At 40.3% G+C, this 12,074-nt stretch carries 9 protein-coding genes; 2 read left to right on the top strand and 7 right to left on the bottom strand.

The window, feature by feature from the left end; translation table 11 throughout:
• Nucleotides 1–25: 25 nt before the first annotated feature.
• Nucleotides 26–595 carry an RNA polymerase sigma factor gene (locus LC454_RS16970; protein ID WP_223583660.1) on the bottom strand — a complete coding sequence of 190 codons (570 nt, stop codon included), beginning with the start codon at nt 593–595 and terminating at the stop codon, nt 26–28.
• Nucleotides 596–791: 196 nt separating this feature from the next.
• Between LC454_RS16970 and LC454_RS16965 the strand changes: the two genes are divergently transcribed.
• Nucleotides 792–1,127, top strand: a complete 336-nt coding sequence (locus LC454_RS16965) for a DUF5367 domain-containing protein (RefSeq protein WP_317196269.1) — start codon at nt 792–794, stop codon at nt 1,125–1,127.
• Nucleotides 1,128–1,243: 116 nt separating this feature from the next.
• Here LC454_RS16965 and LC454_RS16960 read toward each other — a convergent pair whose 3' ends face one another.
• The 5 genes from LC454_RS16960 to LC454_RS16940 are packed head-to-tail and all read right to left on the bottom strand — an operon-like array spanning nt 1,244 to nt 10,573.
• Complete coding sequence (locus LC454_RS16960) at nt 1,244–1,822, bottom strand: hypothetical protein (RefSeq protein ID WP_223583659.1); 579 nt, start codon at nt 1,820–1,822, stop codon at nt 1,244–1,246.
• Nucleotides 1,819–4,533, bottom strand: coding sequence for a GH116 family glycosyl hydrolase (locus LC454_RS16955; protein ID WP_223583658.1), 2,715 nt, complete (start codon nt 4,531–4,533; stop codon nt 1,819–1,821). The genes LC454_RS16960 and LC454_RS16955 overlap by 4 nt, the downstream gene beginning before the upstream one ends.
• A 13-nt stretch (nt 4,534–4,546) precedes the next feature.
• Entirely contained in the window at nt 4,547–6,190 is a 1,644-nt protein-coding gene (locus tag LC454_RS16950) for a RagB/SusD family nutrient uptake outer membrane protein (protein WP_223583657.1), read from the bottom strand.
• Between the two features lie 4 nt (nt 6,191–6,194).
• Nucleotides 6,195–9,512: a SusC/RagA family TonB-linked outer membrane protein gene (locus LC454_RS16945; RefSeq protein ID WP_223583656.1), complete on the bottom strand. Its 3,318-nt coding sequence runs from the start codon at nt 9,510–9,512 to the stop codon at nt 6,195–6,197.
• 32 nt (nt 9,513–9,544) lie between these two features.
• The gene (locus tag LC454_RS16940; RefSeq protein WP_223583655.1) at nt 9,545–10,573 is read right to left on the bottom strand and encodes a FecR family protein; all 1,029 of its coding nucleotides are present in this window, start codon (nt 10,571–10,573) and stop codon (nt 9,545–9,547) included.
• A 432-nt stretch (nt 10,574–11,005) separates the two neighbouring features.
• Between LC454_RS16940 and LC454_RS16935 the strand changes: the two genes are divergently transcribed.
• The gene (locus tag LC454_RS16935) at nt 11,006–11,602 is read left to right on the top strand and encodes an RNA polymerase sigma factor (RefSeq protein WP_223583654.1); all 597 of its coding nucleotides are present in this window, start codon (nt 11,006–11,008) and stop codon (nt 11,600–11,602) included.
• Nucleotides 11,603–11,691: 89 nt separating this feature from the next.
• On the opposite strand, the gene LC454_RS16930 is transcribed toward LC454_RS16935, so the two are convergent.
• A complete protein-coding gene (locus LC454_RS16930; protein ID WP_223583653.1) occupies nt 11,692–12,024 on the bottom strand; it encodes a 2Fe-2S iron-sulfur cluster-binding protein in 333 nt (110 codons plus the stop codon).
• Nucleotides 12,025–12,074: the final 50 nt, after the last annotated feature.

Genomic DNA, 12,074 nt, shown 5'->3' with positions numbered 1-12,074 from the left:
AAAGTATGTAAGGAATTAAAAAAAATTATTTGATTAGCAAAAATGATAATAATGCTGTCAATGAGCGGGCAAATTCAGGATGCCGTTCGATCAGCATGGCTTTGATGCGACGGTGCATTTCAGCACTGTAACCTTTGACAGTCTGCTCCGCAAGGCCCAATGCGACAGCAATCTCTTTTAGTGTAAAATCTTCATTTCGGAGCCTAAAAATCTTTTGCATATGATCCGGCAACTCGCTCAAAATTTCCGAAAACAAGGTATTCAAGTCTTTTTCAATTAATAGGTTTACTAAGGAGAGATCCACAACCTCGAGATGTATTGACAGCCTGTCTTTCACATCCTGATGGAGTTTTGCCTTGACAAAATAGTTCATAATTTTATTTCGGAGGGCTACATGGAGGTAATTATTGACTGAACCGTGCACAACGATGGATTCTCTTTTAACCCAGAGATTGACAAAAAGGTCCTGCACGAGATCCTCTGCGTCCTGCAAATTTCCAATTTTTAGGAAAGCGCTTTGTGTTAGCTTGTCGGTATGAGTATTCACCAACATTTCAAAATCAGAAATATCTTTGATTAATAGTGTCGATTTCATAATCTTTCTGCTAGCGATATGATTGGTCGTCACAACAAACTTACATGATTTTTTCAATTTAAAAATCTAATTATGAAAACAAACGTTTGCGTAAATTTGGTATTATCTTTTATGTGCATTTTATGATTGCTTTTTCACGGTAGACTAAATCTTTCCACAATTTCGGAGTCGGACAAATTCTCTCATTTATGTCTTTATGATGTTAGCCTTTCGCGTTGCAGGACAATTCTTTTTTATCAAAGATTCAGTACCAATACTTACTAGTTTATATGTAGCTCTAATACCCGCATTAGTATTGATTTCAATTCTAACTTTCAAAAGATTTAAACTTTCAGGATTCGAAAATATCGTCGCTGGCGTATTGTTGGTATTACCAGGAATGGTTCTCGATATGTTCATTATTCAATTTTTTGAACACATCTTTCCTAACATGGCCCCAAACAGTGCGACAACCTTTGGTTCTTGGTTAATGTGGGCATACAGCATTGTATTACTCACATCGATTGTGGTTGGATTGCGAAAAAACAGTTAAGCCCAAAACCTAAGAAGTATACCATTTGGATAGCTACCGAGCTAAATGGATGTGTAAATTATTTTATCCATTTAGCTCTGCAGTCAATTGTCTAAATTACGACAAGATTGAAGACTTTATTCTGTCGACTTTGTCATCCGCTCACGTAAAATCTTTTCACGGTTAGCATCCCAGTATTTACAGTCAAGTTCTATAAAAACTGAACTATACGGGATAAGTGATTCTGTTTTCACGACAATTATCTGGAAAAGATCAGCGGCTTTATCTATTTTTCCAAAAACATCTTCGTGCAACAGGGACCGTTTTTCAATATGCGGTAAAAGTTTGGTTAAGCTCTCTTTGTATTCCTTTAATCCTGGTGCAAGCCTATCATCTAAGTAATCAAATTCTTTATCAAAATAAAATATAGGTTTTACGTGATGCTGTTTATCGAGCAATTGTACAACATAGTCCAGTACTTCCGGCATCTGTTTTTTTGAATCGAGAACAAGTATATTCGCTCCCGTTGGTGCGGGATAAGCTTTATCAACGATCAATATCCAATTGCGATGTCCAAGTAAGGGTACTTTTTGCAAAAGCACCTCTCCCCAATCGGATTTCGGCGCAGATCCGGCCTTTTGATCTGCTGATGACATACATCCCATAACCAAGAAAAGACTTATTATCACAAGCAGTTTATTCACTATTTTTTTCATGACCATCGAATAGTTAATGTATCGCCTTTTTTTAGTCCTACTTTGTCTTTAAAATTGATCACCACACGTTCTCCTTGACGTTTCACTTTATGAATTGATATTTGTTTATCATTTTGTAGCACAGTGATCTGCTTAGCATCAAGTGATAGCTCTTCGGCATCGCCCAGATGAAATTCTTTAAGTTCCAACACGCCATAATTTAATGTTAACTGACAAACAGGCTTTCCTTCCCTTTGCTGCTTTTGAATGTAGGTCCCCCATCCCATCGCCGTGGTAAAAGGCGCTTTAAAATCTGAAGATCCTATTTTTGGGGCAAAACCGATCTGCCCTTTTGGACCGTGATAACTAAAGCCACAGGCATTGATAAAGGTTCCGTAACTCGCCATCGCACGCGCATAGTGATCACTGCATTCAATTTCGTTAAAGGGATTTCTTTTTGCCGCATGGTAGCGGTCATGAATTACCCTGGTCATGACCAAACTTTCGTCGATCATACCCTCGGCCATCATGTGCGCTGCTACTTGATGTTCAAATCCACTCATACATTCATGAAAGTAACCCAGTTGCCAAGTCATATTATCGCCATAAGCTTTTTCCTCATTTTTTGGATTGGTATTCATGACCATACCCCCTTCACCCGCCAATGCATATGGCCGTCCTCCGAGGTGTGTCTTAATATAGGGACCCACATCCATCGCAAAATTATATTTCCAAAGTGCTTTCAGAGCAGATAATGTTTTCTCTTTTTCATTAATCCGGGGCATATCCACTTGAAAACACCAGGCCTGTCCATAGACCTGATCAATATGACAGGTATTGTAGGAACCTAGCTTCTTCCTTCCCTGTATTGCATCTGGTCGATGAATATAATATTCTCCGTTAAAAAGATATTTATCCATGTTTTCAGTTCCTCTTCTGACATAATCCATGCAGATCTGTTGAAATTTCTTATCGCCAGCTTCTTCGGCCATCAATGCCGCAGCTTGTATGGCAGCGAGACAAAGTCCTACAATCCAGCCGATCTCCCCTTCCCACACGGCGTCCAATGTATTTTCCATTGGCGTATCGGTCATACCATCTCCGTTTTTATCCTGATCGAGAATAAATTGAATCGCCTGTTTAAGTTTTGGCCAATTCCGTTTTAAGAATGTGTCATCAGTGCTCATCTGATGATCCCGATAAAAACGAAGGATAACACCAGCCTGCCCGTCGATGGCGGGTCTTTTTTCATATTCTGCCCGGAAGATAATTGCGCCAGTTTCTGGCTGAAAGCCCACCCCAAGGTCAGTAACCTCGCGCAAATTGCGCTCAATATCAGGAAATATACGTCCCATAGACTGACCATACTGCCACACATGGGTGCAAGTACCGGCACAGGCGCCAATACCTTCCCAACCCCAAAATCTTCCTGAAGCAAAACGCATCGTATTCGCTGTCGCCAAGGTTCCTATATTAACAAAGGTACGGTCCATAAACCAATGGGGTAATGTGGTATCATTCCAGGTCTGTTGCCAGGCCAGCGTTTCCCCATCAAGCTTTTGCCGATGCGCCAGGTAATAGTCAATGACTGCCACCGCATCGTTGAATTTTGCACCGTACCAATAGCCAATTTGGGCATCCTTTAAATGCGCTTTCAACTTGGGATGTGGATTATTAAAATGCCAGGAGATCGCATACGAAATCTGACTAGTCTCTGTTGGTTTTATAATCCGCTTAACGGTATAGGCACCCACTTGTAAATCAGCGAAGTCGACGACCGAATCATTATGATCCGATTGCAATGAGTACGGTGTCACCGGCCAGTGTTCCAGCTTGGTATGTACCCATGCCTGAGGATCCAAACAAGTAAAGGCCATTGTACCATAATCACCAGCTTGCAAAGCACTATCGGGTACTTGTTCACAACTGTAGTTTAAGACTTTTACGCCTGCTTTATCTAAGATGCGGGATACTTTACGAACCGCATTGAGATCTTTACGTCCCTTAAACACACCGTTTTCCATCCAGCCTGTTAGGCTTACTTCGACTGGTGTATTTATTTTATTACGCAATTCCAGATGTAATGTCGTTAACGGCAAGGAAGAATTATCTTGGTCCAACGGAATAAATGGCGAATAGGCGGTCAATACGACTTCCACAGGAAAGTTGGCACTACTATATCTAACCCGGCAGGTCGGATAAGTCGGTTCAAACACAATCTCGTCCCAATGATTTTCGCGGAGTTCTTTGACGACTTGTTTTCCTCCAACAGCAACTGATATTGCAAAACCTTGCTCGATGCTACGTAAGTTGTCCGCAATGGCTGGCTCGATATAGGCTGACCCATCACGTGGACGGACAGTCACCAGCTCTTTCCCATTATTCCATTGCACATTTTTGGGTTCTATACCTTCACGTTCACCATCATAAGCTGTATTAAATATCTGCCATAACCACAAGCGTCCATCGCCTCCGATATACACTGTACCTGTATGTAATCCACCAACTGGCATACCAATATAACGCAGTTCATTTTTACTCTTTCGGTAGACAATTTTCTCGCCCCTCTGATGCAAAGAGGCAAGCCATTGCTTATCTATATCCTTCTCCTCAGGGATATTGTGTATCGGATTGTCCCAGGAAAATATTGATTTGGACCAAACTGTAAAATGGCTGGCCAGTACACCTAGACCTATTAAACTCGTTTTCTTAAAAAAGCTTCTTCTATCCATACGTTTTATATAATTACCATCCGGGATTTTGTGGAAGTAAATTTTTGTTTCTATCAATTGCATTCTGTGGAATTGGCCACAAATAGTGCTTATTTTTATCAAATACTCTTTTTTGCGCAAGAAAACGCGGTTTGGTCCAATCACCTATCGCATCATTCTGATTACTGTTAATTCCTTCCGCTGGTTTGCTCAAAACATCTTCAGCGATTTTCCAACGCAAAATATCGAAATAGCGTTTGTGTTCGGCGACAAATTCATGCCGGCGTTCCTCCCGGATTAATTGTCGCATTGTCATTTGACTGCCTAGTTCCGCCGCGGTAACAGCGGGGAGTCCAGCTCTTTTTCGAACCTGATCGAGGGCGGTTTTTATTAGCGCGTCTCCAGGCCTAAATTCATTCAATGCTTCAGCAACGATAAGCAAGGCCTCAGCATATCTATAAATTGGCCAGTTAGCAAAACCTTGATCGGGCTTGGCATATTCAGGTTCATTGAATTTAAGATACATAAAACCGGTGATTCCTCCACCTTCGCTATTGATTTTTTCGCTTTTATTGTAGGCCGGATGTGGCTGATAAGCAACATATTGCCCATTCGGGCGCAACACAGGTAGGCCAGGCAACATAAATGTTTTTTTCAACCTCAAGTCACGCTTCTCCCAGGGATTGGCCGGATCATATAGGCCCGACTGTCGGATATCTTTACCATCTGTACAGAGGTAAGAATCTACCAGATCCCGTGTAGGACAAAAACTCGCCCAGCCATTGCCTGTAATCCCTGTCCCTGAAGGTGATGCCAATACCGGCGTCATGTGTGTGATCTTATCCTCTACATATTGACGGGCGAGAATAACCTCGGTTGTATTCGCATTATTGGCTTGTTTAAATACTTCGGCATAATCGTCAACCAAAGAATAACCCATTTTCTGTACCTCAGCTGCAGCCTCATAAGCCTGCTGCCAAAGCGTTGCGGCCGATACATTTTCATGAAACTGTTTGATGCTAGCTTGATACAAGTAGATATTTGCTTTCAGCAAATAAGCTGCAGCTTTATTTACTCGTCCGAGGTCCGCTCCGGTAAATCTTGCTGGTAGATGATCAATGGCAAACTGGACATTTTCCAATGCATAGGCTAAAACCTCTTCTTTATTAGCTCTCGGCAAACTACTTTCATTTATCGTAACAGGACTTTCTTTAATTACCGGAATATTGCCGAAATGCTGCACCATCCGCAGATATTTCATGCTTAATATAAACCTAGCCTCAGCTTCAAAACGGTTCTTTTTGGCTTGATCAAAGTTCATTCCACGCAGCCGTTCCAAAAAATACAAGCATTTACGAACATCGTCATAGCGCCATTCCTCAGCGATATAACCTGTCGCTGCGTTTTGGTTCCCCATACTGATATAACCTAGGCCTCCTTCACCCCATGCATTGGTCATGGCCGAATTATCGCTCTGACAATCCCGCCAAAAGTCTCGGGCAGTTGGTAAAGCGGTATACACAGCATTCAATCCGACCAATGCATCGTTTTCGGATTTCCAATAGGTCGTCTCGGAAGCCTGAGACAAAGGATCACGGTCAATAAATTTTTCACAGGCTGAAGTACCGAGAAGAATACCTATACAAACAGTCGATTTAAGTATATATTTGTTAAACATTGTATTAAAATTTAAGGTTAACACCAAAAGAAAATGTCCGCGAAATTGGGTAATAAGAGCCTTCTGGATCAAATCCCTTATAATCGGTTATCGTTGCCAAATTTTGCGCTGATACAAAAGCACGTAAGCTTGCTATTTTTAAACTGGATAATAAGTTTGCTGGAAATGTGTAACCAATCTGCGCATTCTGAATCTTTAGATAATTGGCCTTTCGTAGCCAATAATCGGAATATTGTGTATCGTTTGATGTATACTGTAAAGAGAGTCGAGGATAGCTGGCATTTGGGTTTTCTGGAGTCCAGTTGTCCAAGTGCATAGGTCTGGCATTCTGTGTCAGGAAAAAGGCCCAGCCTTCATAACCACTGATATATCGCGTATTCTGCAAGGCACCGTACATATTGACCGATATATCCAAATTTTTCCAACCCAATCCCAAGTTCAGTCCATAACGTATGACAGGTTTATCGCGCAATATCACACGGTCATCTCCATTGATGACACCATTTCCATCCTGATCTTTGTATTTAATATTTCCCGGAAAAATATTCGCTCCCTGTGACGCACTATTGGCAATTTCCGTTTCAGATTGGAACAACCCCTCGGCTTGATAGCCGTAGGGAAGATTATAAGTATATCCTACATTCGTAAAGGTCTGGCTTCCAATCCATGGACCTGTCCCCGCGAGATTCTTAACTTTATTTTTAGAAAAGGAAGCGTTAGCATCGACGGACCAGTACCAATCATTTTTGCGATCATTATATCCAACCTGAAACTCCATTCCCTGGCTCCGCAAACTCAGCAAATTGGCCAAGGGTCCGGCTAAGCCAAACTCTGTAGGTACCGGCGGTGCATATAAGATATTATCGCGATTATTGATAAAATACTCCGCGGTTATATTCACTTTGTTGAATAGACCCAAATCAATAGCTAAATTGCTCTGTTTGGACTCTTCCCAGCTTATATTTGGATTGATCGAGACATTGTTCCAAGCACCGGGTACCACAACGCCATTGAATCCATACATGGCCGGATCATAAGTTAATACAGCAGCAGTAGCATAATATCCTACCTTTTCGGCATCACCCAAAATCCCCCAAGATCCTCTCAATTTTAAAGTGCTCAGGAAATCAGCATGAAAGAAATCTTCCTGATGAATATTCCACCCTGCAGAAAACGATGGAAATACACCCCAACGATTTCCCTTTGCAAACCGTGAGGATCCGTCAGCTCGAACATTTGCCTGGAATAGATATTTCCCTTTATAATCATAATTCAACCGCGAGAAGTAAGATTGGATAGCCACATCGTTAGCATCCCCTGTCGAAATCATATTGGTCTGGGCTCCGCTATTTAGCACATCAATGTTCGGAAAAGGCAAATTGTCCCGAAATGCTGTAAAACCTGAAGTATTAAAATACTCCTGTGAATATCCACCTAACAATTTGAAGTGATGACCACCGAAATCCTTTTTGTAGGTACCCGTAAATTGTAGCATATTACGGTAATTGTTACTCGCGCCATCCGTTAAATTTGTGACCCGATTTTGAACAGAAACTACATTTCCAGCATCATCATATAAATTGTAACTCAAGACACGGTTTTTACTCCAGTTATCAAACGTATAACGGGAAAAATTTCCTTTAAGCTCCAAATCTTCTATCGGTTTATAAGTCAGTTCGAAAATACCCAATAGCTCCTTGTATTTTTGTCGATTGAACCCAGATTGGTAAACTCCCGCAATGGGGTTGTTAACCATCGAAGAACCTGGACCATACTGTCCTAGTTGATTTTGTACAGAATAAATAGGTGCAACACGCGTGGCTTGTGTCTGCCAAATCTCTGTTCCGCCCTGAGGAGCATCAATATAGGTCTCCGTATATTGAATATTTGCCCGCGCATCAATCTTTTCGGAGATATGAAATGTCATATCTGGTTTTAAAATAATCCGGTTATATTTGTTGTTGGGCAACGTTCCGTTTTGGAAATCGTGTGAGGTCGAAAATCTATATTTTACGCGTTCGTTGTTACCGGAAAGCGACAAATAATTATTGTTAATAATTCTGTTTTTCTTATAAATCTCTTCGTACCATTTAACATTGGCATATTTTCCCTCGTGTAAATCTTGCAAACCTTTTTCCCCATACAATGCAGCTTTTCCATCATTTACAAGTGCTTGATCCCACAACTTCATAAAGTCTTCTGAGCCTACGAAATCAATATGTTGTTGCGGTGACTGAATACCTATTCCTGTATTGACTTCAATAGACAGTTTATCAAATGCTTGGCCACTTTTAGTGGTGACTAAGATTACACCATTTGCCGCACGAGACCCATATATTGAAGCAGATGAAGCATCTTTTAAAATCGAAACACTCTCGATATCATTCGGATTTAACGTATTGATATTACCCGGTACTCCGTCGATGAGTACCAATGCTCCTGAGCTGCCACCAATTGTTGATGTTCCGCGGATGTTGATTGAGGCCCCACTGCCTACAGCCCCACTACCCTTACTGACATTGACTCCAGGAATTGTTCCGGCCAAAAGCTCCTGAACGTTTGTAACCGGGCGTGACTTCAGAGATTTCCCAACTTCCACTATCCCCACAGAGCCTGTCAAATCAGCTTTCTTTTGTGTACCGTACCCAACAACGATAACTTCGTCCAAATTGGTAATAGCCGTAATGAGCTGTACTGTCATTGGTGCATCAGAATTAATTTCTCGACTAACAGCCTGATACCCCAAAAGATTGAACTGTAAAGTACTCCCAATGGCAGCTTCTATGTTAAACTTCCCCTCAATATCCGTTCTAACTGCTGTTGTTCCCTTTAAAACTTTTACTGTAACGCCAGTCAAAGGTTTTCCATCTGTATCAGTTACAGTCCCATTAATATATTGCTGATTTGTAAAATTCTGCTTACTTAATGGGGTTCTCTCCACCGTATTACTGGTCGATTGCTCAAATTTTTCGATAACATATTGTTTGTCCGAGATCTTGACCATCCGAAGATTAGCTCTCGCCAAAATTTTAGGTAGCGAGGACAATTTCACTGTCAAGGGATCTATTTCGCCAATCGCCAACTTTTCAATAAGGACATCTGCATAGGCAAAATAAATTTTCTCCTGTTTGGAAACAATCTGCAAAATTTCAGGAACACGCAGGGATCGAAGCACTATTTTGTCAATTCGTTGTTGCTCAAAAGACAGTTCTGCAGCATTCGTATTCCAATAAATCTCCGAGGCTGAGGCGCTGTTGATCAGCGAAAATAATGACAGACCAATCCCAGCCCAGGCGAGTTGCCGAATCCATTTGTTTTTCATAATGTAGGGGTATTTAGATTATATTTTTTTGTTTATTCGCTCGTTTTGATTTCGAAGTGGTCTTTTTCTTCTGAAATACTAACCTTATACAAGTTGCCTATTGATCTCAATACAATTTCCTGTTCGGAGACATCTATCTTGCCACTCACTGTGGCCTTCATCATACTTGAAGGAAGCCTGCCAACCACTTTCTTTCTGTAGATTAATTCCATCCAAATAATAATTTCATTTAAAGTAGTTTTATCCAAATCGAGTATACCTGTCTGCCAACTATTTATCAAACTAGATCGTACCGGCAGTCGCTTCAATACACCCCGGTCTACGTTTACAACTTCACCTGGCTTCATAACCATATTCCGACCTTCGTAACCGGCTCTTACACTCCCTTCATCCAAAGCCACTAATTTAGTTGTCGGTGTATTGATAATATTAAAACGTGTTCCCAGTACTTCAACTTTTAAACCATCGTGTTCGACAACGAATGGTCTTCTCTGACCATTGTGAATCTGTTTTGTCACATGTAGGTACCCTTCCCCAATTAGATCCAGTTTTCTACGAGATCCATCTTCCTGATAAGTAGCAGTACTCTGTTTATTAAGCCATAATGTACTACCATCTGGCAAGATAATTTCTTTCTTGTTTGTCGATGTTGCGTAAGTTTCACTCATTCTTGGTGTGGCTTGTTGCAGATAGATCCATAAACTAAGCGCACTCACAGCGATCAAAATCGCCGCATATTGCAACCACTGGCGAATTTTTAATTGCCTCAATCGAGGTTGAACAACATTTTTCTCTTTATTTTCTAAATGCGCGACAATTCCTGTCCAAACTTCTGAGCAATAGGTTTCATTGACAGTTACTGTGGATTCATAATATTTTAACTCGTAAAGTTTTCTAGCCACGAGATTCACCTCTTGATACCTCGGATACTCATCAAACCAAAGTTGCCATTGCGCATCGTCAACCAAAACTTGTTGCGCAGTTAATTGCAAAAAGGAAGGTTCTCGGAACAATTCTTCTAAGAGTTGGTCGCCGCCAAACATATCTGTATTAGTTGTCATGTATCAATAATTCGGTTTACTTAATTTAAAGACACCATTTTTCCATTCTGTCACCCAAGAAAAATTAAAAAAAGTCATAAAACACTGTAAATGAGATAGAATTATTTAAATTTAAAGTTCATTTCAGCAAAATATAGCAGGGAGTAATGTCAAATTGACTTATAGCTGTTGATTTCGATGGTCAGATGCAGGACTTCTATAACGAACAGTGGCAGCTATTTTAGCTCTTAACGAATTGTTTTTTCATCGGATAAAATGTATATTCTCGATGAGGATCATTTATAAATATTCTTTTTTGCAAAAAATTTTATTTTCGTTTCAACTTCCGTTTCAGGTTACAAATGACGATCTTGAAAAAGTAAAAATAAAGGCTGTAAATCCAAACGATATACCTGTATATTTGTCTCATTACTAATAGCTAGTCATATAACGATGCAAGATGAAAACACATTAGAAATTGAATGGGAGAAGTTTCTGAAGGGAGATAGAAGCTCTTTTGAGAAAATTTATAATTCCAATTTCAAAAGTTTATTTCTATATGCCCTTCGTTTTTCAAAAGATGATGACTTAATTAAAGATGTAATACAAAATGTTTTTATCAATTTTTGGGAAAAACGGAATTATATTAAAGAGGTGAAGAACGTGACGGTGTACCTACACCGATCTGTTCGCAACGAGCTTTTAAATCGGAAAAGACAGGAGGATAAGTATGCTTTTGATGTTTTGGATGAACAGGTTTACGCGTTTGATTTCGAACTCCCGCTTGAGGCCAGAATTATAAAAAAGGAAGAATTAAAGGAAACGCGCCAACGCCTAAAACATGCATTAGAAAATATTACTGATCGGCAAAAAGAAATATTGTATCTGAAATATGTCAAAGGCATGACTTTCGAAGAGATATCTGACACAATCGGTATCACCGTTAAGGCTTCTTATAAGCTTCATGCTCGAGCAATCAGCTCCATTCGACAAAATTTCGGCAACAACCGTTATTCTATTGCTTTCCTAATATCGCTGTATTTCTCTTGACAAAAGTAAAGATAATATCTGCTTGAATAGCGACCTAAGATGTCGGCTAGTAGCTCAGACAGAATCAACTAAAAAAAAATCTATTATAGCTAAAATTCGTCGTAGTTTATCTTGATTGTGTTACTTACAGGTGCCGCTACGCAAGTTAAAATTAAACCTTGCCGTAGGTGAGCTTCTGACAAAATAAAATTTCGTCTCAAACGCACTTCTCCTTTCTCTAACTTGCACACACAAGTCCCACAATTACCACGGCAGCAGCTATGTGCTGCAGCAATCCCTGCATCGAGGATAGCATCAAGCAAGGATATTTTCCTGTCCCAGCGGATCTTGCTGATAGTTCCATTCAAGGTTAATGAAACTAATACACAATCCGATGGTTCGGCATCGGTTTCGGTAGTTTTTGATTCTTCGTCCAGATTCATACTTTTTCACTTATAAAATTACAACAAGTTCGGTTTACAAAGCCCGAACG

Origin of the sequence: Sphingobacterium sp. GVS05A (assembly GCF_019969845.1) — a bacterium.
Lineage (GTDB): Bacteria > Bacteroidota > Bacteroidia > Sphingobacteriales > Sphingobacteriaceae > Sphingobacterium.
The sequence above is the reverse complement of the archived record's forward strand: the minus strand, read 5'-3'. Positions and strand labels throughout refer to the sequence as shown.

Bases quoted from the DNA above. Each gene is read 5' to 3' on its own strand.
- LC454_RS16970 (WP_223583660.1), bottom strand. From the start codon at position 595: ATGAAATCGACACTATTAATCAAAGATATTTCTGATTTTGAAATGTTG.
- LC454_RS16965 (WP_317196269.1), top strand. From the start codon at position 792: ATGATGTTAGCCTTTCGCGTTGCAGGACAATTCTTTTTTATCAAAGAT.
- LC454_RS16960 (WP_223583659.1), bottom strand. From the start codon at position 1,822: ATGAAAAAAATAGTGAATAAACTGCTTGTGATAATAAGTCTTTTCTTG.
- LC454_RS16955 (WP_223583658.1), bottom strand. From the start codon at position 4,533: ATGGATAGAAGAAGCTTTTTTAAGAAAACGAGTTTAATAGGTCTAGGT.
- LC454_RS16950 (WP_223583657.1), bottom strand. From the start codon at position 6,190: ATGTTTAACAAATATATACTTAAATCGACTGTTTGTATAGGTATTCTT.
- LC454_RS16945 (WP_223583656.1), bottom strand. From the start codon at position 9,512: ATGAAAAACAAATGGATTCGGCAACTCGCCTGGGCTGGGATTGGTCTG.
- LC454_RS16940 (WP_223583655.1), bottom strand. From the start codon at position 10,573: ATGACAACTAATACAGATATGTTTGGCGGCGACCAACTCTTAGAAGAA.
- LC454_RS16935 (WP_223583654.1), top strand. From the start codon at position 11,006: ATGCAAGATGAAAACACATTAGAAATTGAATGGGAGAAGTTTCTGAAG.
- LC454_RS16930 (WP_223583653.1), bottom strand. From the start codon at position 12,024: ATGAATCTGGACGAAGAATCAAAAACTACCGAAACCGATGCCGAACCA.